The sequence below is a fragment of the Burkholderia crassaminum genome, assembly GCF_964265005.1.
Lineage (GTDB): Bacteria > Pseudomonadota > Gammaproteobacteria > Burkholderiales > Burkholderiaceae > Burkholderia.
In genome coordinates, this window is record NZ_OZ183800.1 from 48,011 (window position 1) to 70,560 (window position 22,550).

Genomic DNA, 22,550 nt, shown 5'->3' on the forward strand with positions numbered 1-22,550 from the left:
GGAGGTCGAATTCAGACTGTCGGGAACCGCGCGGTTTCGCTAGCCGCCGCGCCGCTCGGCCTCCGTGCGATCCTCGGCGGTTACCGACGTGAGCCGCGCGAGGCGCGCGGCGAGCCACGTCCGCAGGTCGTCCATGCAGGTATAGGCAACCGGCACGAACACGAGGCTCAGCAGCGTCGACGTGATCAGCCCGCCGATTACCGCGACGGCCATCGGTGCCCGAAAGCCTGCATCCGCGCCCGTGCTGATCACCGACGGCACCATGCCGGCCACCATTGCGATCGTCGTCATGATGATCGGCCGCGCGCGTTCCGCGCCGGATTGCAGCAACGCCTGGTGACGCGGCATGCCCTCGCGCCGCTTCTCGATCGCGAAGTCGACCATCAGGATCGAATTCTTCGTGACGATGCCCATCAACATCAGCATGCCGATCACGACCGGCAGGTCGATCGCGGCGCCGTACAGCAACAGCGCGCCGAGCGCGCCGCCGACCGACAGCGGCAGCGCCGTCAGGATCGTCAGCGGCTGCAGGAAATCGCGGAACAGCAACGTCAGCACCGCGAGCACCATCAGGATGCCGAACGTCATCGCTGTACCGAACCGGGAGAACATCTCGTTCATGTACTCGGCGTCGCCATATTCCGCCCGGCGCACGCCGTCCGGCAGCATGCGCATCGACGGCAGCGCATCGACCGCGTCGAGCACCGGGCCGAGCGTCATGCCGTCTGTCAGGTCGGCATCCACCGACACGCGCCGCAGCCGGTCGAAACGTTCGATGCGCGACGGTCCGCTGCCGAAATCGACGTCGGCGACCGATTGCAGCGGCACGCTCGTTCCGCTGTCGGTCGCCACGCGCAATTGCCGCAGCGTATTCAGGTCGCCGCGCTCCGTCTCCGGTAACGCGACGCGCACCGGCACCTGCCGGTCGCGCAGGTTGAAGCGCGCCGAGTTGGCATTGATGTCGCCGACGGTTGCGATGCGCGCAATGGTGCCGATCGCGTGGGTCGTCACGCCCGCGCGCGCCGCCTCGTCGAAACGCGGACGCACCTGGATCTCGGGGCGCGGCAGCGGCTCGTTGACCTGCACGTTGGCAAGGCCCGGCACGTTGCGCATGTCGTGCCGCAATGCCGACGCAGCCAGCGACAGTTGCGCCGGATCGGCACCGACGAGGATGATCGACACGTCGCGCGCGGCGCCATCCGCGCGGAATGCATAGCGGATGTCGGGCACGCGATCGAGCGCCGGGCGCAGCGATTGTTCGAACGCCTTCTGGCCGAGCTCGCGCAGGTTCGGCGGCACGAGCTTCAGCATCACGGTGCCGGTCGACACATCGGTGGTGCCCGACGCATCTTCGCCGCCCGCCGTCGTGAACGCGGCGAGCACCTCGGGCCGCAGGCGCGCCTCTGCCGCAATCTGCCGCAGTACCGCGTCGGTCTTCGCGAGCGGTGTGCCCGGCGGCAGCGTCACCTCGATCCGCGACTGGCTGACGTCGCTGGTCGGCAGGAAGCCGGACGGCAGCAGCGGCACGATCGCCAGCGATGCGGCGAAGAAGACGGCGCCCGCGAACAGGCAGATGCGCCGGTGCCGCAGCGCCCAGTCCAGCAGCGTCAGGTAGCGGCCGAGCACACGCCCGGGCCGCCGACCGGAACGCGACGCGTGCGCGGCCGTGCCGGCGGGTTTCGGGTGCAACAGGTATGCGGCCAGCAACGGTGTGACGAGCCGCGCGACCAGCAGCGATGCGAGCACGGCGACCGATACGGTCACGCCGAACGGCGTGAAGTACCGCCCGACGATGCCGCCGATGAAGCTGACCGGCAGGAATACCGCGACGATCGTCGCGGTGATCGCGACCACCGCGAAGCCGATTGCGTCTGCGGCGTCGATCGCGGCCTGGAACGGCCGCTTGCCGAGGTCCAGGTGATGCTCGATGTTCTCGATCTCGACGATGGCATCGTCGACGAGGATGCCGATCACGAGCGTCAGCGCCAGCAGCGTGATGCTGTTCAGCGTGTAGCCGAACCCCAGTATCGCCGCGAAGGTCGGCAGCATCGACAGCGGCAGCGCGACGGCGGCAACCACGGTTGCACGCCAGCTGCGCAGGAAGACGAACACCACCAGCACGGTCAGCACGGCGCCCTCGATTAGCGTCGTCATGGTCGCGTCGTAGCTCGCGAGCGTGTATTCGACCATCGACGCCACTTCGCGGATCTCGAAGTCGGGGTGCTGTTTCTGCAGACGCTCGAGCACTGCCTGCACCCCGGAAGCGACGTCCGTATCGCTCGATCCCTTCGCGCGATACACGGCGAAGCCGACCACTTCCGCGCCATCGAGCCGCGCGAGCGAACGCGCGTCGCTCGCACCGTCGCGGATCGTTGCCAGATCGGACAGTCGGGCCCATCGGCCGTCGGACAGCGCGATCGGCATCGCGGCGAGCGCGTCGACCGAGGTCGCGCCGCCGAGCGTGCGGATCGACTGCTCGCTGCCGGCCAGCACCGCACGGCCGCCCGGTACGTCGACGCTCGTGCGCATCAGTTGCGCGTTGACCTGGTCGGTCGTGATGCCGAGCGCCTCGAGCTGCTCCGGGCGCAACTGCACGCGAATCTCGCGGTCGACGCCGCCGAGACGCTGCACGCGCTGCACGCCGGGCACCGCCAGCAGTTCGCGGCTGAGCGTATCGTCGACGAACCATGACTGTTCGACGACGCTGCGTCCTTTCGCCCGCAGCGCGTAGTTGAGGATCGCGCCGCCCTCGATGTCGACTCGTGTGACGATCGGCTCCTCGATCGACTGCGGCAGGTTCATGCGGTTCTGCGCGACGGCTTCGCGCACGTCGTTGACCGCGCGCGCCGTATCGACGCCGAGCTGGAATTCGACGGTCGTGATCGACAAGCCGTCGCCGATTGTCGACGTGATGTGCCGGATGCCCGCGAGCCCCGATACGGCACGCTCGACCGGCAGCGTGATCGCATGCTCGAGATCGGCGGGCGCGGTGCCCGCCTGCGCGATCGCTACCGTGACGATCGGAAAATCCACGCGCGGGTTGGCGTTGATCGGCAGCTTGAGAAACGCTGCCCAGCCCGCCACCGCGAGCACGACGAACAATACGATGGTCGGGATCGGGCGACGGATGGCCCATGACGACAGCCTGAAACTCATTTCGCCCCCGCTGCGCCAATGCCGGCCGCCTGCACGACGTCGCCGTCGCGTACCAGCGCCGAGGCGACCGCGACGACACGATCGCCTGCCTTCAGGCCGCTGCGGACCTCGATCCATGAACCATCGCGCTGGCCCGCCACGATCGCGCGGCGCGTCACGCGGCCGGTGGCGTCGACCTGCGACACGAACGCCGCGTCCTGCGCGCCGAACGTGACCGCGCGTTGCGGCACGGCGACCGGCACGTCGGCCCGTTCGACCGTGAGCTCGGCGCGCGCGAAGCCGCCGGCCCGGAAGCGCGACGTGTCGTCCAGCGCGATGCGCACCTTGCCCATCCGGGTTTGCGGGTCGATGCGCGGCGCGACGAGGCGCACGGTGCCGTCAGCGGTGCGCTGTGATTCGGGCAGTGTGACCGTCGCGCGCTGCCCCGCGCTGAGCGCGCCCAGGTCGCGTTCGACCACGTCGCCGTCGAATTCGAGTTCGCCCCGGCCGATCAGCCGGAACAGCGGTTCGCTGCCGGCCAGCGCGCCGGCGCGCGCGGCGCGGGTCGCGATCACGCCATCTGTTGGCGCGCGGACGGCAGCCTTGTCGAGTTCTGCGTGCGCCTCGGCCAGCCGCGCGAGCGCCTGCTCGCGATCCGCGCGCGCGCCGCGCAGGTTCGCAGCGGCTGCGGCGGCTTGCGCGCGCTGCTGGTCGACCTGCTGGTCGCTGACCGCACCGGAGCGGCCGAGCGGCTCGATGCGGCGCCATGCGGCCTGCGCATCGGCGTCGAGCGCCTGCTGTTGCGCGACCGCGGCCTGTGCGCGATCGACCGCCGCTCGTGCGTCGCGCAGCCGTGCGTCGAGCGTCGCGGTATCGAGCCGCGCGAGGATCTGGCCGGCTTTCACGCGATCGCCTTCGTCGACCAGCACGGCCGTCACCCGCTGATCCTGCAGCGGCGTGCCGATCGCGATGTCGTCGCGCGCGGCGATCGTGCCCGTCAGCCGGATCGTGCGCGCAAACACGGCCGGCCCGGCGGCCGCGAGGGTGACACGTTGTGCAGCCGGTGCGGGCCGCGCCGCGAGTTCACCGTGCGTCGACGACGGCAGCAGGCTGGCGGCGGCGCCCGCCAGCGCCATCAGCAGCGTAAATGTCAGCGTGCTGCAGCGCGCGCGCACAACGGCTTTCCAGCGAAACAGGGCGCCCGTCGCGGGCGGTTTCCGGATCATGGGAGTCTTCACGAAAGAAAATCGGGTGGGGGATCGCCGCGCGTCATTGCGGGTGCAGCATCCTCTGGATGATCAGCCGGAGCATCGGCGCATGCGTCTTCGTCTTTCCGGGTCGACCGTTCTCATCGGGTACTCCGTGCTGGACGTTGGCCTTGATCTTTAATAGACTGACTGATCGATCTATTATTCAGCGGCGGCGCCGATGCGTCAAGCCGCGTTGTCGAGGATGAACACGAACATGAGCATCATGGGTGACAGGAAACCGGGCCGGTTATGCGGCCTGTGGTTGCGTGGCATTGCGTGGCTGGTCAGTGTGGGCATGCTGTCCGGCTGTCTGTCGCCGGCGCAGTTGCCCGATGCGCATCAGCCCGTGCCGGCCGACTGGCGCAATCGCGGCGAGTCCGATTCGGCGGCCGCAGCCGCGCCGGCACCCGCCGACTGGTGGACCATGTTCCGCGACCCGGTGCTCGATGGGCTGGTTGCTACCGCGCTGTCGCACAACCTGACACTCGCGGAGGCCGGCTATCGCCTGCAGGCCGCGCGCGCGATCGCCCGGCAAGCGGCCGCGGCGCGTCTTCCGCAGCTCGATGCGATCGGCGAGCTGCAACGGCAGCAGCGTGTGTCGGGCGCGGACGGGCCCGGCGGGTTCGCGAACGAAACGGACGGCACGGATTTTCCGTCCGGCAATGTGCCGTTCGTGCCGTCCGACCGCGCCAGCGGCTACTACCAGGCCGGCTTCGACGCATCGTGGGAAATCGACCTGTTCGGCCGGCTTGCGGCCGCCGCCGATGCGGCGCGAGCGGGCGCGAGTGTCGCGCAGGCCGACTGGCGGCAGGCGCGCGTGACGGTCATCGCCGAGCTGGTGCGCTGTTACGTCGAGTTGCGCGGCGCGCAGCGCCGCAGCGCCCTGCTTGCGCAAAGCGTGAGCGACCAGCGGGAACGGATCGTGTTGACCCGTGAGAAGCGCGCGGCCGGCGTCGCCAGCGACTTCGACGTCGAGCGCGTGCTCGCCGGCGCCGCCGAGCTCACGGCCCGCCGTGCGGCGTCCGACCAGGCCGTGCAGCAGGCTGCGCAACGCATCGCGCTGCTCACCGGCGAGCCGGAACCGGACGACCGCTGGCTGGCTGTGGCCGCCCAGCCGGCCGTGCCGCCCGTCTCGCTGCGGGCCGTGCCGGCAGATCTGTTGCGCACGCGGCCCGACATCCGGCGCGCGGAGCGTGCGATCGAGCAGGCGGCGGCCGAGCTGCGCGTGTCGAACGCCGAGCTTTATCCGCGCCTGAACCTGGTCGGCGACATCGTCGTCAGCGGCAATCTGGTCGGCATGCCGCTGCCGGGACGCAGCACGGTCGGTTCGGGCGCGCTCTCCGTGACGATTCCGTTGCTCGATTGGGGTGCGCGCCGCGCCGTCGTGCGCGCCCGCGAAGCGGAGCTTGCCGCGGCGATTGTCGCGTATCGGCACGCCGTGCTCGAAGGCATCGAGGAAACCGAGAATGCGCTGAACGCGCTCGCGGCCGAGCGGCGCCGCGTGGCCGATCTCGCGCTGCACGTCGATGCCGCGCGCTGTACAGACGCGCACGCCGCGCTGCTCCGGCAGCGCGGAATGACGAGTCGGCTCGAGCGCATCGAAGTAGGTCTGGCAGCCCGCGAGGCCGACCTGGCGACGGTCGAGGCGCTCGAGAAGCAGGGCCTCGCGGTCGTCGCGTTGCACAAGGCGGTTGGCGGCGCGGCGGTCGGGCACGACGGATGAGCGGCGCGTGACGACACCGCAAGCCGCCGCAAGAGCGGGCTGTTCAGACACTTCCGCAGAAGCAGCGTCCGGATCGACGCAGGAAACAACCCGGCCGCCGCGTCAGAACTCGACGCCGTACACCTCCCGCGCAGCCGCCCGAATCGCGTCCGCCATCACCGCGACCGCCGGCGAATGCAGCCGGTCGGTGCGCGTGATGATCCCGAAATCGTCCATCCGGCAATCCATCTCCAGCGGCAGCACCGTGACGATCCCGTGCCGCGCGTAGTAGCGCGCGACGTCTTCCGCGAGCACCGCGATCATGTCGCTCTGTTCGAGCAGCTGCGTGATGAACAGCAGCGCGGACGTCTCGACGAGGTTCGCCGGCGGCGCGAGGCTCGCGCGCTGGAACACGAGTTCGAAGCGATGGCGCAGCACGCTGCCGGCGGGCGGCACGACCCACGCGGCGCGCTGCACGTCCGCGAGCGACAGCGGCGCCTGCGCGAGCAGCGGATGGCCGGTTCGCACGACGGCCGCCACCGGCTCGCCGGTCAGCGGCTCGTAGCGCAGCCGCAGCTTGTCGTGTTCGGCGGAGAGCCGGCCGAGCACGATGTCGATCTTGTCCTGCGCGAGATGTTCGAGCAGCACGTTGCTGGTGTCGATCTCGACCGACACGTGCAGGCCCGCATGCGTGCCCTTCACCGCGGCGACGGCCGGCGGCACGAGCCGCAAGCCGGGCGACGTGATCGCGCCCACCGCCACGTGGCCGAGATGGCCGGCCTTCAGCGCGGCCAGTTCCTCGTGCGCCTGGTCGAGGCTGCCGAGCGCCGCGCGCGCATGGCGGATCAGCGCGTCGCCGTACAGCGTCGGTCGCATCCCGCGCGGCAGGCGCTCGAACAGCACCGCGCCGATCGATTCCTCGAGTTCGCGCAGCAGCTTCGACGCGGCCGGCTGCGTCATGTTCAGCGCAGCCGCCGCGCGGTGAATGCTGCCTTCGTCGGCAAGCGCGACGACCAACAGGAGCTGGCGCGTCTTCAGGCGGCCGCGGTTTCCCCACGGGCTGGTTTCGGGCATCGTACGGGTTTATATCGATATCGGAATCGATATCGTAATCGCCAAAAACGTCATTAGCCAGTTATCAAAATTCTGCCTAGACTGCGCCGGTATCCCGTCACCACAGGACTGACGATGTCGGCAACAAAACCCAGGCTGCGCTCCGCCCAATGGTTCGGCACGAACGACAAGAACGGCTTCATGTACCGGAGCTGGATGAAGAACCAGGGCATCCCCGATCACGAGTTCGATGGCCGGCCGATCATCGGCGTCTGCAATACGTGGTCCGAACTGACGCCGTGCAACGCGCACTTTCGCAAGCTCGCCGAGCACGTGAAGCGCGGGATCTCCGAAGCGGGCGGTTTCCCGGTCGAGTTTCCGGTGTTCTCGAACGGCGAATCGAACCTGCGGCCGTCGGCGATGCTCACGCGTAACCTCGCGTCGATGGACGTCGAGGAAGCGATCCGCGGCAACCCGATCGACGCGGTCGTGCTGCTCGCGGGCTGCGACAAGACGACGCCCGCGCTGCTGATGGGCGCGGCGAGCTGCGACGTGCCGGCGATCGTCGTGTCCGGCGGCCCGATGCTGAACGGCAAGCTCGAGGGCAAGAACATCGGCTCGGGCACGGCCGTGTGGCAGCTGCATGAAGCGTTGAAGGCCGGCGAGATCGACCTGCATCACTTCCTGTCGGCCGAAGCCGGCATGTCGCGCTCGGCCGGCACCTGCAACACGATGGGCACCGCGTCGACGATGGCGTGCATGGCCGAGGCGCTCGGCGTCGCGCTGCCGCACAACGCGGCGATTCCGGCCGTCGATTCGCGCCGCTACGTGCTCGCGCACATGTCCGGCATCCGCATCGTCGAGATGGCGCTCGAAGGGCTCGTGCTGTCGAAGGTCCTCACGCGCGCGGCGTTCGAGAACGCGATCCGCACGAATGCGGCGATCGGCGGCTCGACGAATGCGGTGATCCACCTGAAGGCGATCGCCGGCCGCATCGGCGTGCCGCTCGAACTGGAAGACTGGATGCGCATCGGCCGCGATACGCCGACGATCGTCGACCTGATGCCGTCGGGGCGCTTCCTGATGGAGGAGTTCTATTACGCGGGCGGGCTGCCGGCCGTGCTGCGCCGGCTCGGCGAAGGCGGGCTGCTGCCGCATCCGGATGCGCTGACGGTGAACGGCAAGTCGCTGTGGGACAACGTGCGCGAAGCGCCGAACTACGACGACGAAGTGATTCGCCCGCTCGACCGGCCGCTGATCGCGGACGGCGGCATCTGCATCCTGCGCGGCAATCTCGCGCCGCGCGGCGCGGTGCTGAAGCCGTCTGCGGCGAGCCCCGAGTTGCTGAAGCACCGTGGCCGTGCGGTCGTGTTCGAGAACCTCGAGCACTACAAGGCGACGATCAACGACGAAGCACTCGACGTCGACGCCAGCTCGGTGCTCGTGCTGAAGAACTGCGGGCCGCGCGGCTATCCGGGCATGGCCGAGGTCGGCAACATGGGGCTGCCGCCGAAGCTGCTGCGCCAGGGCGTGAAGGACATGGTGCGGATTTCGGACGCGCGGATGAGCGGCACCGCGTACGGCACGGTCGTGCTGCACGTCGCGCCGGAGGCCGCCGCCGGCGGGCCGCTCGCGGCGGTACGCAACGGTGACTGGATCGAACTCGACTGCGCGGCGGGCACGCTGCATCTCGACATTACGGATGACGAACTGCAGCGCCGCCTGTCGGACGTCGATCCGACCGCGGCGCCGGGCGTGGCCGGCCAGCTTGGCAAGGGCGGCTATGCGCGGCTGTACATCGATCACGTGCTGCAAGCCGATGAAGGGTGCGACCTCGACTTCCTGGTCGGCACGCGCGGCGCGGACGTGCCGAGCCATTCGCATTGAGCGGCAGGCGGCGCGATGTGCGTCGCAGCCGGTTGCGGACCTTTCCGGCCCGCGCTTCGTGAAACCGTGAACGCATGACGGCCGGCCGCCACAGCGGCCGGCGCAGGAAGCGAACCATGACATCGAGCAGCACGCCGCGCTATCGCGGCATCTTCCCGGTCGTCCCGACGACCTTCGCCGACACCGGCGCGCTCGACCTCGCAAGCCAGAAGCGCGCGGTCGATTTCATGATCGACGCGGGTTCGGACGGGCTATGCATCCTCGCGAATTTCTCCGAGCAGTTCGCGATCACCGACGACGAACGCGATGTGCTCACGCGCACGATCCTCGAACATGTCGCCGGCCGCGTGCCGGTGATCGTCACGACGTCGCACTACAGCACGCAGGTGTGCGCGGCGCGCAGCCTGCGCGCGCAGCAGCTCGGCGCGGCGATGGTGATGGCGATGCCGCCGTATCACGGCGCGACGTTCCGCGTGCCGGAAGCGCAGATCTTCGATTTCTACGCCCGCGTGTCCGACGCGATCGCGATCCCGATCATGATCCAGGACGCGCCCGCGAGCGGCACCGCGCTCGCCGCACCGTTCCTCGCACGGATGGCGCACGAGATCGAGCAGGTCGCGTACTTCAAGATCGAGACGCCGGGTGCCGCGAACAAGCTGCGCGAGCTGGTCCGGCTTGGCGGCGATGCGATCGAGGGGCCGTGGGACGGCGAGGAGGCGATCACGCTGCTCGCCGATCTCCATGCGGGCGCGACCGGCGCGATGACGGGCGGCGCGTATCCGGACGGTATCCGGCCGATCCTCGAAGCCTGGCGCGAAGGGCGCCACGACGACGCTTTCGCGCGCTACCAGACGTGGCTGCCGCTGATCAACCACGAGAACCGCCAGTCCGGGATCCTCACCGCGAAGGCGCTGATGCGCGAAGGCGGCGTGATCGCGTGCGAGCGGCCACGGCATCCGATGCCGGAACTGCATCCGGACACGCGCGCGGAACTGCTCGCGATCGCGCGCCGGCTCGATCCGCTCGTGCTGCGCTGGGCGCACTGAGCGACCACCGAACGATACGCGAAGGAGGCATGCACGATGAGTGATCAGGTTTCGCTGGGTGTCGTCGGAATCGGCAAGATCGCGCGCGACCAGCATCTACCGGCGATCGACGCCGAACCGGGTTTCAAGCTGACCGCGTGCGCGAGCCGCCACGCGGAAGTCACCGGCGTGCGCAATTACCGCGATCTGCGCGCGCTGCTGGCCGCCGAGCGCGAGCTCGACGCCGTGTCGCTGTGTGCGCCGCCGCAGGTGCGCTACGCGCAGGCGCGCGCCGCGCTCGAAGCCGGCAAGCACGTGATGCTCGAGAAGCCGCCGGGCGCGACGCTCGGCGAAGTGGCCGTGCTGGAGGCGCTCGCGCGCGAACGCGGCCTCACGTTGTTCGCAACCTGGCATTCGCGCTGCGCGAGCGCGGTGGAGCCCGCCCGCGCGTGGCTCGCGACACGCACGATCCGCGCAGTGCAGGTGCGCTGGAAGGAGGACGTGCGGCGCTGGCACCCGGGGCAGCAATGGATCTGGGAGCCGGGCGGCCTCGGCGTGTTCGATCCGGGCATCAACGCGCTGTCGATCGTCACGCGGATCCTGCCGCGCGAGCTCGTGCTGCGCGAGGCGACGCTCATCGTGCCGAGCGACGTGCAGACGCCGATCGCCGCCGAACTCGACTGCACCGATACCGACGGCGTGCCCGTGCGCGCGGAATTCGACTGGCGGCACGGCCCGGTCGAGCAATGGGAGATCGCGGTCGACACGGCCGACGGCGTGCTCGCGATCAGCCGCGGCGGCGCGCAGTTGTCAATTGCGGGCGAGCCGGTCGAGATCGGGCCCGAACGCGAGTATCCGGCGCTGTACGCGCACTTCCATGCGCTGATCGCGCGTGGCGAAAGCGACGTCGACGTGCGGCCGCTGCGGCTCGTCGCCGACGCGTTCCTGTTCGGGCGGCGCGTGCAGACCGACGCGTTCGGCCGCTGACCACGCGCGCGCTGCGGCGCGGTCGCGCACGACGAATCATTACGGCACAAGCCGACATCAAGGAGACACCGCATGAACCGCACGACCCACACGATTCGCCGTCACACGTTACGCGCGCTGCTGGCCGCGCTCTGCATCGCGCCGCTCGGCATGCAGGGCGTCGCGCGCGCCGATGCGCCGCTGAAGATCGGCTTCCTGGTGAAGATGCCCGAGCAGGCATGGTTCATCAACGAGCAGAACGCGGCGTCCGCGCTCGGCCAGAAGGAGAATTTCTCGGTCGTGAAGATCGGCACGCCCGATGGCGAGAAGGTGCTGGCCGCGATCGACAACCTCGGCTCGCAGGGCGCACAGGGCTTCGTGATCTGCGCGCCGGACGTGCGACTCGGCCCGGCGATCGCGTCGCGGGCGAAGCGCTACAACATGAAGTTCGTGACCGTCGACGACCAGCTCGTCGATTCGACCGGCAAGCCGCTGCCGAACGTGCCGCACCTCGGGATGTCGGCGACCAAGATCGGCAACCAGGTCGGCCAGGCCATTTCCGACGAGATGAAGCGGCGTGGGTGGAAGCCCGAGGAAGTCGGCGCGCTGCGGATCACCAACTACGAGCTGCCGACCGCGAAGCTGCGCACCGACGGCGCGACGCAGGCGTTGCTCGCGAACGGTTTCCGCAAGGAGAACATCTTCGACGCGCCGCAGAAGACGACCGATGACGAAGGCGGTTTCAGCGCGGCCGCGCCGGTGCTCGCGCGTCATCCGAACATCAAGAAGTGGGTGGTCTACGCGTTGAACGAGGAAACCGTGCTCGGCGCGGTGCGTGCGACCGAGCAACTGCACATCCCGGCCGCCGACGTGATCGGCGTCGGCATCAACGGCGCGGGCGAGGCGTTCGCCGAATTCCAGAAAAAGGAGCCGACCGGCTTCTACGGGACGATCGCGGTCAGCTCGACGAACCACGGCAAGGACAGCACGCAGAACCTCGTCGACTGGATCCGCGACGGCAAGACGCCGCCGGCCGACACGCAGACGAGCGGCAAGCTGATGACGCGCGCGAACTGGCAGGCCGTGCGCGCCGAGCTCGGCATCTGAGTGCGCGAGGCGAGAACGCGATGACGACGCAGACGATGACGGCCGTATCCGGCAGCGACGGCGGTGGCGATGCCGGCCTATCGCCGCCGGGCGGCCCGCTGCTCGCACTCGACGGCATCACGGTGACGTTCCCGGGCGTGCGCGCGCTCGACGCCGTGTCGCTGTCGGTGCGCGCGGGCGAAGTGCATGGGCTGATGGGCGAGAACGGCGCGGGGAAGTCGACGCTGCTGAAGGTGCTGTCCGGTGTGAACCAGCCGCAGGCAGGCACGCTGACGCTGAACGGCACCGAGCAGCGCTTCGCGTCGACGCGCGCGGCGCTCGAGGCCGGCGTCGCGATCATCTACCAGGAGCTGCATCTGGTGCCCGAGCTGACGGTCGCCGAGAACCTGATGCTCGGGCAATTGCCGAGCCGGCTCGGCGTGGTCGACGAACGCGCGCTTGCCGCGCGTGCGCTCGATGCGCTGGAGCGGCTCGGCGAGCACATCGATCCGGGCATTCCGGTGAAGTACCTGTCGATCGGCCAGCGCCAGATGATCGAGATCGGCAAGGCGCTGATGCGCGACGCGCGCGTGATCGCGTTCGACGAGCCGACGAGTTCGCTGTCCGCGCGGGAAACCACGCAGCTGTTCCGGATCATCCGTGCACTGCGCGCGGAAGGCCGCGCGATCATCTACGTCACGCACCGGATGGAGGAGGTGTATGAACTGTGCGACCGCGTGACCGTGTTTCGCGACGGTCGTCGCATCGACACGTTCGATTCCGTGACCGATCTCGACCGCGACCGGCTGATCGGCTGCATGGTCGGCCGCTCGATCGAGGACGTGTACGGCTACCGGCCGCGCGCGGCCGGCGACGTGCTGATCGAGGCGAAGGGGCTGGCGGGGCCCGGGTTATCCGAGCCCGTGTCGTTCACCGCACGGCGCGGCGAGATCGTCGGCTTCTTCGGGCTCGTCGGCGCGGGCCGCTCGGAGCTGATGAAGCTGCTGTACGGCGCGGTGCGCCCGAGCGCCGGGCACGTCGAGCTGAACGGGAAACGCGTTGCATTCGGGAGCCCGCGCGACGCGGTGCGCGCCGGCCTCGCGCTGTGCCCGGAGGACCGCAAGCAGGAAGGCATCGTCGCGATCGCGTCGGTGGCCGACAACCTGAACATCAGCGCGCGCCGGCACTTCAGCCCGGCGCGCGTGCTGCTCGATGGGCGGCGTGAACGTGAACTCGCGCAACGCTACATCGAGCGGCTTGCAATCAAGACCCGCGACGGCGATACGCCGATCGGCGCGCTGTCCGGCGGCAACCAGCAGAAGGTCGTGCTCGCGCGCTGGCTGGCCGAGCGCATCGACGTGTTCCTGATGGACGAGCCGACGCGCGGCATCGACGTCGGCGCGCGCGCGGAAATCTACAACCTGTTCTACGAACTCGCGGAAGCGGGCCGCACGGTGATCCTCGTGTCGAGCGACCTGGCCGAGGTGATCGGCGTGTCGGACCGGATCATCGTGATGAAGGAAGGGCGGATCGCGGGCGAAGTGGCGAAGGCGCACGCGACGCCCGACGCGCTGATCAAGCTCGCGCTGCCGCGCTAGCGGCGTACTGCAACAACCGGAACGCATACGACATGAGCCAGGCCATGCAACCCCAACGCACTTCCCCGTCCTCCGATGCCGCTGCCGCGCCCGCACGCGCGCGCGGCGGCGTGTGGCAGCTGATCAACCGCTCCGGCATCGTGATGGTGTTTGTCGTGCTGTTCGCGACGCTGTCGCTGACGGTGCCGGACTTCCTTACGCCGCGCAACATCCAGGGCCTGCTGCTGTCGGTCACGCTGATCGGCTCGATCGCGGTGACGATGATGTTCGTGCTCGCGCTCGGCGAGGTCGACCTGTCGGTCGCGTCGATCGTCGCGTTCTCGGGCGTCGTTGCATCGACGCTGATCACCGCGACGCACAGCGTCGTGCTCGGCATCGCGGCCGGTGTGCTCGCGGGCGGTGCGGTCGGGCTCGTGAACGGCGTGCTGATCGCGCGCTGGCGGATCAACTCGCTGATCGTCACGCTCGCGATGATGGAGGTCGTGCGAGGGCTCGCGTTCATCACGTCGAACGGCGACGCGGTGATGATCTCCGAGGAGCGCTTCTTCGATCTTGGCGGCGGGTCGTTCCTCGGCATCTCGTATCCGATCTGGAGCAACATCGTCGGCTTCGTCGTGTTCGGCTTCATCTTGCGCCGGACCGTGTTCGGCAAGAACGTGCTGGCCGTGGGCGGCAACGGCGAGGCCGCGCTGCTCGCGGGGCTGCCGGTGATGCGCATCAAGATCACGGTGTTCGTGCTGCAGGGGCTCGTGACGGGCTTCGCCGGCGTGATGCTCGCGTCGCGGATGAGCCTCGGCGATCCGAAGACGTCGGTCGGCCTTGAGCTCGGCGTGATTTCCGCCTGCGTGCTCGGCGGCGTGTCGCTGACGGGCGGCGTCGCGACGATTTCCGGCGTGCTGGTCGGCGTGCTGATCATGGGCTCCGTTCAGGACGCGATGAGCCTGCTGAACGTGCCGACCTTTTACCAATATCTGATACGCGGCGGAATTCTGTTGCTCGCGGTGCTGTTCGACCAGTATCGTCGCAACCAGCGGCGCGCGATGAAGATCTGACCCAGGCGAACGCGCGGCCGCCGGCGAAGGCGACAGACATCGGGAGACGGCATGCAACAGATTCATCCGGGCGCGGCGGCGCTGCTCGTGGACAGCCGCAATACGCTCGGCGAAGGCGCGACGTGGTGCGACGCGACGCACGCGCTGTACTGGACGGACATCGAAGGCGCGTGCTTGTGGCGCTGCCGCGCGGATGGCTCGGACGTCGTGCAGTGGCCGATGCCGGAACGGCTCGCGTGCTTCGCGCTGACCGATGAACCGGATTTGCTGCTCGTCGGGCTTGCCACGCATCTCGCGTTCTTCGACCTGCGCAGCGGTGCGTTCACGCGGATCGTCGACGTCGAGCCCGAGCGGCCGACGCGGCTGAACGACGGGCGCTGCGATCCATTTGGGGCGTTCGTGTTCGGGATGAAGGACGAGGGCAGCGAGCCGCCGCAAGCGGTTGGCGGGTTTTACCGGCTCAATGCCGACCTCACGCTTGAGCGGCTCGCGTTGCCGCCGGCGGCGATCGCGAACAGCATCGCGTTTTCCCCCGATGGTTCGAAGATGTATTTCTGCGATTCGCTCGTGCGTGAAATTTTTGTCTGCGATTACCGCGCGGGCGGCGACGTGGCCAACGTGCGGCCGTTCGCGCGACTGACTGACGCGGACGGCGACCCGGACGGCTCGACGATGGATCGCGACGGCGGGCTGTGGAACGCGCAGTGGGGCGGCCGGCGGGTGGTGCGTTACGGCCCGGACGGTGTCGAAACGGATCGCATCGCGGTGCCCACTGCACAGCCGAGCTGCGTGACGCTCGACGGCGAAGGCCGGTTGTACGTGACGAGTGCGCGCGTCGGGTTGAGCGATGATGCGCTGGCGAGCGATGCCGATGCCGGCGGCGTGTTCGTCGCCCGGACGCGCTACGCGGGGTTGCCGACCGCGCGGTTTGCGGGTGCGCCCGCGACCTGAATGGCGGATATTGACGGGAAAAGTCCATTAGCAGGCGGACAGCAATCCCAGCTGGTTCAGGTCACACCTTGCTTACGACCGCTCCTGATATTCTTCCAACCACATCCACTGGCCAGCCTCAAAGAGGTTCGTGTACTGGCCTCGTTCCGCCTGCTCCCGCGGAGTCAGCTTGCGAACGTCGGGAAATTTTTGCCCTTTTCGGATCAGATGGATATCCGAATCGGAAGTCTTGGTATATCCCTGCCATATCCCCGTTTCGGGGCACAGCATGCCGGTGCACAAATTCATCAGCCCGTATTTGTGGCGCTTCGCTTGTTGTTCTTCCAGGCGGTGCTGCTTGCGTTCCTCGGGCGTCAGAATCGTGTAGGCGCGTTTTATCTGAATTATTGCAAGCTTCTGAGGAAGCGAACCATCCAGCGGATTTGCATAACCAAGATTGACATCGACCGGAAACCTACTGCTTGAAGTTTCTTTTGATCGGTAACGAAAGTCCTGTGCATTTGGCGTGCTCGGGTGGCGGGGTATTATCTCGTTGCCATATTCGCGATTCCCATCTATGTCAACCCAATAGTCTTCCAGTTGCAGCTGGGCTTTGATTTCTGTATCAGGTAAGCCGGCGATCATTGGGCTCAGGCGAATTCTTATTTGGGCAGGCACGATTTTTACCTTTGATCGATCGTCACTGTAATCCTCCGGGTCAGTGCGGGTGAGAAGTTCAATCGTCGTCGACGCTAGGGTGCGATTGGCATAGTGATAAAGCGCACCTCTTGCGGACTGCTGCGTCCATGTCGAGAAGAGTTTCCCAAAGGGCATATCCCTTGGATCGAATGGCTGATCATCACGTAGGATTGCCATTGCTGTTTTGAGAATGCTTAGCACCGCAGTTCGCTGTTCGTCGGCTGTTGTCTGCACTTTAAATCCCTCCCCCAAAGGTTCGAAGTGATTCGCTATAGCCTCCTGTGCATGTGCCGGGGTTGAGCACAAAAGTGCGATTAGGCATATTCCAATAATCCTGCACCACTCCCGCACACGCATAGGCATCTTCTTCATGTAACTGGCTCCTATAGCCTTTATCGAAACTCACCATCTTCTCCGCCGTATCTGGCGACACCCTCAATAGCTTGCAGACTTCAGTATGTGCAATCGGCACATCGGACCTCACATAGCCTCCGCCTGCTTGGTCTTGCATATAGGAAATCGTCCAATAGTAGTGAAAGATCAGCATCCGATGCAGCCCTGCCATCACCCGTGCGTCGTCGGGAATCTTTGCTTTCAGGGCTTCTTTGAAAACATCATCAGGTGTGTTGTTTCTGTAAATTTTTGTGGCATGCGAGAATATTGCGTAATCGGTGGGATGCTGCCTAAATAATGCCATCATCCAGAACATCTGCTGACAATGCCGTGCTTCATGATAAAGGAGGTCGGCAAATGCCTTCAAAGCCCCGTCCAGTGCCTTTGCGTCGCCGATCGCTGAAATTATCTTTGCGATCTCCTTTTCTTGGATAGCCAAAATCCATTCCCTTGCGACGAACGATGCACTAACGTCTACGCGCATGCTGTATCGCAATAGGCCGGTTTGGGAGTCAATAATGTCTATTTTTGGGAGTGCGCTGCTTGATGTCGAAATGTCGCCAGTGCTGGTTTGTGGCAAACCGAAAGGCCCGGTGCGGAGAGCAGCATTCAGTATATTGCCAACTGTAAGCGCGATATTGCTCTTTAGCTCGCTTGGTACCTCGCCGCTTAACGTATAAAACTTGCCCCACTGAATCCCGTGAAGCGCAGTCTTGACCGCCGCCGTATAGCTCTTCGTCACCGGATACTCGACATCGCGGCGCACGGGCATATCTGCCTTCACATCGTCTTGCTTGGCCCCGTCGATGAAGTGATGGAAGCGCAACCCGAAGTTGAGCGGATCGCAGGTCGCGAACGCAGCCGGCTGATTCTCTGAGGTGGCCCCCTGCTCCGGGGTGCCGACCTTCTTGCCCTTGATGTTTGCGGTACGCTTGTCGGCGTTCGGTGCCTTGGCGGTGTAGGGCGTCGTGTTATCGCGCACGATAGCGGCTCGGTTGATGGCAATCACCTTGTCCGGGTCGCTCGCCGCCAGCAGTTCCACCGTGCCGAACGCAATATCGTGACTTGTCACCACATCCGTTTCGCCCAGCTCATTACTCACACCCTCGATCACGCGGCCGTTATCGAGCGTGACCCGGTACGGCTGGTTCGGCAGTGCAAACCCGCTGTCATGCTCCAGCAGCACGAAGTGCGCGGCATACTGCCCCGGATGTTCGGGCGTGACCGGCAGGCGCATCGGCCGCACCTGTGCGGCGTCCGTCTGATGACTGCCTGCATGGATCGTGTGCTCGCCGGCCGTTCGCACCACGTACCCCTGCTCGCTGATACGCACTTCGGTGCTGCCTGCATGCAGCACGATTTCCTTTGCCGCATGCAGGTGGATGCTGTCGGTCGTACTCGTGACGGTGACCGTTTTCTTCGCGGTGAGGTCGACACCATCGGTCCGCGCTTCGATACGCACTTTCCCCGCTGCGGCGACAAGCGCCATGCCCGCCTTGTGCACGAACAGCGAGAACGCGTTCGACACACTCGCGAACAGCGAACGCCCGACGGCAATTCCGACATGCCGACCGCTCGTCACCGCGACATCCTCGCCGCTCGCGATATGTGTGGTGCGCTCCGCTGCCAGACTGATCCCCGATGATGCCGACACGGCCAGGTCGCGCTCCGTCAGCTCCGGGAATTCGTCCGCCGTGCCAGTCGGGGTTCCCCGAATCGCATCGTTGCGTGCCTTGATCGCCCGGATGACGTCGCTCTGATCGGCGTCGTGCTGTTGCGCCTGATGCCGCTGCGCCAGGCCCGTGAGGCTTTCCTGTAGTTCACGCGCCCGCGTGAGCCTGCCGATTGCCTCCCCGGCGTCCTTCGCATGACCGGGGCCGCCTGGTTGACCGTCCGTCGACACGAGCAAACCCTTCAACGCCCGAACGACGCCCCAATCGTCGGTTCTCAGGTCAAAGCCCTTGCCGCGCGCATCGGCGCGCCCCTTCTTTCGGGTGATGCGTCGGAGATTGCCGAGACTCAATTGCGACGTCCCCGCGTCGCTGGCCAGCTGCGTCTGGATTTGCTCACGCGTATCGTCGATCGCCAGATGGCCGGATGCCGTGCCCTGGAATTCCCTGCCGCGAATGACCGATACCGCGTGATTGTGTGGCTGCTCCAGCGCAGGCTGGCGGAACGCGTTGACGGCACTGCCGATAATCACCGGCAAATCCGGGTCGCCATGGTAGTGCGACACCGCCACCTCATGACCGATACGCGGGATGAACGTCGCACCCATGTCGATGCCTTGCCATGAGGACAACACGCGCAGCCAGATGCCCGAATGCTCGTCGCGCTTGCCCTGGCGATCCCATTCGAACTGCACCTTCACTCGACCGTATTGGTCCGTCCAGATTTCCTGCCCGGCCGGACCAACGACGATAGCTTTCTCGGGTCCGCTCAGGACGGGCTTGCGGACGCTGCGCTCCAGTCGGAACGGTTCGTTAGTCGGCAGCAGTTCGAACTGCGCATCTGCGCGATAGGTTTGCGCGCCGCCGGTTCGCTCTGCGATCTCCTCGATATCGAGCGTGCAGGACACAACGAGGTATTCACGGTTCGCCGCCCGTTGGGGATGACCGGCAAGCGTAAAGGTATGGCCGACCGTGAGGCCGCGCAGATGCCCGTTGCCGTTCGTGCGTCGTCCTTTGCAAAGCTTGGCCTCAAGCTGGACGCGCGCGAAATGATGGGCTTCGCGATCCACGTCGTTCGGGGCGCCTGCCAGCCCCTGAGCGCCTGCCAGCGGTTGACTGTAATCCCCCCAGCCGTAAATCTCCCCGTCGGCGCTGGCAGTCGGGCGCGGGTTCTCCACGGTCGCGCCCAACCTCGCACGCGGGCGCGTGTAGTCGTAATCAGTCACGTTCACACGGCCCGGCGTGAGGCGACTTGTTACGGACAGCGTGCGAATGTGTTCCTCGTCGATGCGCTGACCGCCGGGCGGCAGATAGCGCAACGTCTCGTAGGCTTCGCCATGCGGCCGGTGACCGCCCATCGCGTCGCACAAGACCAGGCGGTGATGACCATCGTCGTGCTCGAACCACCACCAGATTCCCCATTCCTCCCACAGACGTTGCAGGAACGCCCAATCAGTCTCGGATGCTTGCCGCTGCACGTCGCGTTTCGGATAGACACCCCGGAATGCGCCGAGGCGCTTGTCGACAGGGTAAGGATATTTCGAGAGCACAGCGTCGGTAATGTCGACGACGGTCATATCCTGAAACAGGCGGCAATCCTGCGTCAGCGTCGCGCGATAGAGCCATGGACGCAACTCGAGTTCATACAGGATCGCGTTGCGATCCTGACCGGCGAGCCGTGCCGCCTCGACCAATCCGGTGATCTCGCGCGTGCCCGCGCCGACATTGCCGAGTCCTGCGTTCCCCGCCAACCCGGGAATGAAATGCCCTTTGCCTTCGAGCTGGATCGATACGGTCACTTCGGTGCCGACCATCTTGTCCAGGTCGAGATCGGCCGTGCGACTGGGGGAGACCGCATAGGCGTCGTCGGTTCGCAACGTGACGAGGTAGCGGCATTCATCGAGACGGCCGATGGTTTCGGTGCCTTGCAATCGCACCGGAACAAAGACCGGTAGCGCATCCATCCCATAGGTCGGCAGTGCTGCGCCGGCGAGTGACAGCGTGCGAGCTTGAGAAATCATCGTCATTTACGCTGCCCCCGTTGTTCGCTGACCGATGACGGTCGCGCCGCAACCGGTCTTGTCGCCGTGATAGCCGACGCGCCGGCCGCGATGCGTGCGCGGTCCGCTTGCAAGCAACGGGAAGACGCCATCACATTTCGGACAACGAACGCCATGACCTTCAAGCGCCACGCCGATACCGAGATGTTTCAGGTCATCCGTGCATTCGATGACTTCGCCACCGTGGTCGGTTTGGTCACCCAGGCGGACCATTTCAATGCCTTGCTCGTTTTTCATCGACGACTCGCGCGAGGAATGAAATCGTTCTTTTACCTCGCATCGAAACGCTGCACAATTTTCAAGATGAAAGTCGACCGTTTTTGATAATTTAATTAATAAATCGACTGATAAAGTCGTACAGATACGAGCCCATATTGAACAGGATGCGCGTTGAGGTCGATGTCGCGACGATGCGATTCACAGCCCCGACCTGCTGGTAAGATGGCCCGCAATCCCATCCTGCCCGCGCCATGAGCTCCACCCCGACCAAGTCCGCGAACCCGAAAAGCGCCGCAAAGAACACCGCCCGCGCGACGGGCGACAAGCCGAAGGCGCGTGTACAGCAGCGCCTGACCTACGTGATCGGTGGTCTCGACCGGCTGCTGCGCCGCCACATGACCGACGCGCTCGCACCGCTCGGCATCACGCTCGCGCAATACACGGCGCTGTCGGTGCTCGAGGCGCGCGGCGCGTCGTCGAACGCGCAACTGGCCGAGCGCTCGTGGATCACGCCGCAATCGGCGAACGAAGTGATGAGCGTGATGGCCGCCCGCGGTTTCGTCACGCGTGAAGCCGACCCGTCGCACGGCCGCATCATCCTGCTGACGCTGACCGACGAAGGCGCGGCGATGCTGCGTGAATGTGAAGCCGTCCTGCGCCCGCTCGAAACGCGGATGCTTGGCGACGTCTCCGCCGACGACGCCGCGCACGTGCAACGCGCGCTCGAACTGTTCTCGCGCAACCTGCGCGGCTGATCGCTTACCGAATCTCTACGACGCGGGCCCGTCGGGCCCGCGTTCGCTCCGTACGCGCCATCGCCGGTCGCCTGACCGATCCCTGATTCCGTCGTTTCCTCTCGCCTTCCGCTCCGGGTTTACACCGCCACTCGTGCCGCTTGCAATATCAGGTAGCCTGATATTAAATGAAGCCGTCCGCAGCAGGAATGCTGCGCACCGAATCGCACAGGAACGAACGACAGGAACAGATATGAGCAAGTACGACAACCGCTGGCAGACCGTGGAAGTGAACGTGGAGGCCGGCATCGCATGGGTCACGCTGAACCGTCCGGACAAGCGCAATGCAATGAGCCCGACGCTGAACCGGGAGATGCTGGAAGTCCTCGACGCGGTCGAGTTCGACGACGAAGCGAAGGTGCTGGTGCTGACCGGCGCGGGCGCCGCGTGGACGGCCGGCATGGACCTGAAGGAATACTTCCGCGAGATCGACGGCGGCTCCGACGCGCTGCAGGAAAAGGTGCGCCGCGACGCGTCGGAATGGCAGTGGCGCCGCCTGCGGATGTACAACAAGCCGACGATCGCGATGGTGAACGGCTGGTGCTTCGGCGGCGGGTTCTCGCCGCTCGTCGCGTGCGACCTCGCGATCGCCGCGGACGAAGCGGTGTTCGGGCTGTCGGAGATCAACTGGGGCATCCCGCCGGGCAACCTCGTCAGCAAGGCGATGGCGGACACGGTCGGGCATCGCCGCGCGCTGCACTACATCATGACCGGCGACACGTTCACCGGCGTGGACGCGGCGGAAATGGGCCTCGTGAACAGCAGCGTGCCGCTGGCCGGCCTACGCGACGCGACGGTCGCGCTCGCCGCGCGGCTGATGGACAAGAACCCGGTCGTGCTGCGCGCGGCGAAGCATGGCTTCAAGCGTTCGCGTGAATTCACGTGGGAGCAGTGCGAGGATTACCTGTATGCGAAGCTCGACCAGGCGCAACTGCGCGATCCGGAGCGCGGCCGCGAGCAGGGGCTGAAGCAGTTCCTCGACGACAAGACGATCAAGCCCGGCCTGCAGGCATACAAGCGCTGATACGAGC

16 protein-coding genes are annotated in these 22,550 nt (G+C 66.5%); 10 read left to right on the plus strand and 6 right to left on the minus strand.

What is annotated here, in order from left to right:
* Positions 1-39 precede the first annotated feature (39 nt).
* Together ACPTTF_RS17365 and ACPTTF_RS17370 are read right to left on the minus strand one after the other, a co-directional pair.
* Positions 40-3,156 carry an efflux RND transporter permease subunit gene (locus tag ACPTTF_RS17365; RefSeq protein WP_423367519.1) on the minus strand — a complete coding sequence of 1,039 codons (3,117 nt, stop codon included), beginning with the start codon at positions 3,154-3,156 and terminating at the stop codon, positions 40-42.
* On the minus strand, positions 3,153-4,361 hold the full coding sequence (locus tag ACPTTF_RS17370) for an efflux RND transporter periplasmic adaptor subunit (protein ID WP_423367520.1): 1,209 nt from the start codon (positions 4,359-4,361) through the stop codon (positions 3,153-3,155). Before ACPTTF_RS17370 ends, ACPTTF_RS17365 begins: the two co-directional genes overlap by 4 nt.
* A 238-nt stretch (positions 4,362-4,599) precedes the next feature.
* Here ACPTTF_RS17370 and ACPTTF_RS17375 point away from each other — a divergent pair, with 238 nt between their 5' ends.
* Entirely contained in the window at positions 4,600-6,108 is a 1,509-nt protein-coding gene (locus ACPTTF_RS17375; protein ID WP_423367521.1) for an efflux transporter outer membrane subunit, read from the plus strand.
* Positions 6,109-6,210: 102 nt separating this feature from the next.
* Here the strand turns inward: ACPTTF_RS17375 and ACPTTF_RS17380 are convergent, their stop codons facing one another.
* Positions 6,211-7,161, minus strand: a complete 951-nt coding sequence (locus ACPTTF_RS17380; protein WP_423367522.1) for a LysR family transcriptional regulator — start codon at positions 7,159-7,161, stop codon at positions 6,211-6,213.
* Positions 7,162-7,275: 114 nt separating this feature from the next.
* Here ACPTTF_RS17380 and ACPTTF_RS17385 point away from each other — a divergent pair, with 114 nt between their 5' ends.
* The 7 genes from ACPTTF_RS17385 to ACPTTF_RS17415 all read left to right on the plus strand — a co-directional run bounded on the left by ACPTTF_RS17385 (position 7,276) and on the right by ACPTTF_RS17415 (position 15,705).
* Positions 7,276-9,027, plus strand: a complete 1,752-nt coding sequence (locus ACPTTF_RS17385) for an IlvD/Edd family dehydratase (RefSeq protein WP_423367523.1) — start codon at positions 7,276-7,278, stop codon at positions 9,025-9,027.
* 116 nt (positions 9,028-9,143) lie between these two features.
* Positions 9,144-10,073 (plus strand): dihydrodipicolinate synthase family protein, encoded by a 930-nt coding sequence (locus ACPTTF_RS17390; protein ID WP_423367524.1) that lies wholly within the window; start codon positions 9,144-9,146, stop codon positions 10,071-10,073.
* A gap of 36 nt (positions 10,074-10,109) precedes the next feature.
* A complete protein-coding gene (locus ACPTTF_RS17395; RefSeq protein WP_423367525.1) occupies positions 10,110-11,039 on the plus strand; it encodes a Gfo/Idh/MocA family protein in 930 nt (309 codons plus the stop codon).
* A 72-nt stretch (positions 11,040-11,111) separates the two neighbouring features.
* Positions 11,112-12,125 carry an arabinose ABC transporter substrate-binding protein gene (locus ACPTTF_RS17400; RefSeq protein WP_423367526.1) on the plus strand — a complete coding sequence of 338 codons (1,014 nt, stop codon included), beginning with the start codon at positions 11,112-11,114 and terminating at the stop codon, positions 12,123-12,125.
* Positions 12,126-12,145: 20 nt separating this feature from the next.
* Complete coding sequence (gene araG / locus ACPTTF_RS17405) at positions 12,146-13,702, plus strand: L-arabinose ABC transporter ATP-binding protein AraG (RefSeq protein WP_423367527.1); 1,557 nt, start codon at positions 12,146-12,148, stop codon at positions 13,700-13,702.
* A gap of 32 nt (positions 13,703-13,734) precedes the next feature.
* Positions 13,735-14,754 (plus strand): L-arabinose ABC transporter permease AraH, encoded by a 1,020-nt coding sequence (araH, locus tag ACPTTF_RS17410; protein WP_423367528.1) that lies wholly within the window; start codon positions 13,735-13,737, stop codon positions 14,752-14,754.
* Positions 14,755-14,805: 51 nt separating this feature from the next.
* Complete coding sequence (locus ACPTTF_RS17415) at positions 14,806-15,705, plus strand: SMP-30/gluconolactonase/LRE family protein (protein ID WP_423367529.1); 900 nt, start codon at positions 14,806-14,808, stop codon at positions 15,703-15,705.
* 72 nt (positions 15,706-15,777) lie between these two features.
* Here ACPTTF_RS17415 and ACPTTF_RS17420 read toward each other — a convergent pair whose 3' ends face one another.
* Genes ACPTTF_RS17420 through ACPTTF_RS17430 form a run of 3 tightly spaced genes read right to left on the minus strand, consistent with a single transcriptional unit; the run spans position 15,778 to position 20,743 of the window.
* A complete protein-coding gene (locus tag ACPTTF_RS17420) occupies positions 15,778-16,617 on the minus strand; it encodes a hypothetical protein (protein ID WP_423367530.1) in 840 nt (279 codons plus the stop codon).
* A 1-nt stretch (position 16,618) separates the two neighbouring features.
* Positions 16,619-20,473, minus strand: coding sequence for a type VI secretion system Vgr family protein (locus ACPTTF_RS17425; protein WP_423367531.1), 3,855 nt, complete (start codon positions 20,471-20,473; stop codon positions 16,619-16,621).
* On the minus strand, positions 20,474-20,743 hold the full coding sequence (locus ACPTTF_RS17430) for a PAAR domain-containing protein (RefSeq protein WP_423367532.1): 270 nt from the start codon (positions 20,741-20,743) through the stop codon (positions 20,474-20,476).
* A gap of 233 nt (positions 20,744-20,976) precedes the next feature.
* Between ACPTTF_RS17430 and ACPTTF_RS17435 the strand changes: the two genes are divergently transcribed.
* A complete protein-coding gene (locus tag ACPTTF_RS17435; RefSeq protein WP_423367533.1) occupies positions 20,977-21,480 on the plus strand; it encodes a MarR family winged helix-turn-helix transcriptional regulator in 504 nt (167 codons plus the stop codon).
* Between the two features lie 232 nt (positions 21,481-21,712).
* Positions 21,713-22,543: a p-hydroxycinnamoyl CoA hydratase/lyase gene (locus tag ACPTTF_RS17440; RefSeq protein WP_423367534.1), complete on the plus strand. Its 831-nt coding sequence runs from the start codon at positions 21,713-21,715 to the stop codon at positions 22,541-22,543.
* The last annotated feature ends 7 nt before the right edge of the window (positions 22,544-22,550 follow it).

Bases quoted from the DNA above. Each gene is read 5' to 3' on its own strand.
- ACPTTF_RS17365 (WP_423367519.1), bottom strand. From the start codon at position 3,156: ATGAGTTTCAGGCTGTCGTCATGGGCCATCCGTCGCCCGATCCCGACC.
- ACPTTF_RS17370 (WP_423367520.1), bottom strand. From the start codon at position 4,361: ATGATCCGGAAACCGCCCGCGACGGGCGCCCTGTTTCGCTGGAAAGCC.
- ACPTTF_RS17375 (WP_423367521.1), top strand. From the start codon at position 4,600: ATGAGCATCATGGGTGACAGGAAACCGGGCCGGTTATGCGGCCTGTGG.
- ACPTTF_RS17380 (WP_423367522.1), bottom strand. From the start codon at position 7,161: ATGCCCGAAACCAGCCCGTGGGGAAACCGCGGCCGCCTGAAGACGCGC.
- ACPTTF_RS17385 (WP_423367523.1), top strand. From the start codon at position 7,276: ATGTCGGCAACAAAACCCAGGCTGCGCTCCGCCCAATGGTTCGGCACG.
- ACPTTF_RS17390 (WP_423367524.1), top strand. From the start codon at position 9,144: ATGACATCGAGCAGCACGCCGCGCTATCGCGGCATCTTCCCGGTCGTC.
- ACPTTF_RS17395 (WP_423367525.1), top strand. From the start codon at position 10,110: ATGAGTGATCAGGTTTCGCTGGGTGTCGTCGGAATCGGCAAGATCGCG.
- ACPTTF_RS17400 (WP_423367526.1), top strand. From the start codon at position 11,112: ATGAACCGCACGACCCACACGATTCGCCGTCACACGTTACGCGCGCTG.
- araG (WP_423367527.1), top strand. From the start codon at position 12,146: ATGACGACGCAGACGATGACGGCCGTATCCGGCAGCGACGGCGGTGGC.
- araH (WP_423367528.1), top strand. From the start codon at position 13,735: ATGAGCCAGGCCATGCAACCCCAACGCACTTCCCCGTCCTCCGATGCC.
- ACPTTF_RS17415 (WP_423367529.1), top strand. From the start codon at position 14,806: ATGCAACAGATTCATCCGGGCGCGGCGGCGCTGCTCGTGGACAGCCGC.
- ACPTTF_RS17425 (WP_423367531.1), bottom strand. From the start codon at position 20,473: ATGACGATGATTTCTCAAGCTCGCACGCTGTCACTCGCCGGCGCAGCA.
- ACPTTF_RS17430 (WP_423367532.1), bottom strand. From the start codon at position 20,743: ATGAAAAACGAGCAAGGCATTGAAATGGTCCGCCTGGGTGACCAAACC.
- ACPTTF_RS17435 (WP_423367533.1), top strand. From the start codon at position 20,977: ATGAGCTCCACCCCGACCAAGTCCGCGAACCCGAAAAGCGCCGCAAAG.
- ACPTTF_RS17440 (WP_423367534.1), top strand. From the start codon at position 21,713: ATGAGCAAGTACGACAACCGCTGGCAGACCGTGGAAGTGAACGTGGAG.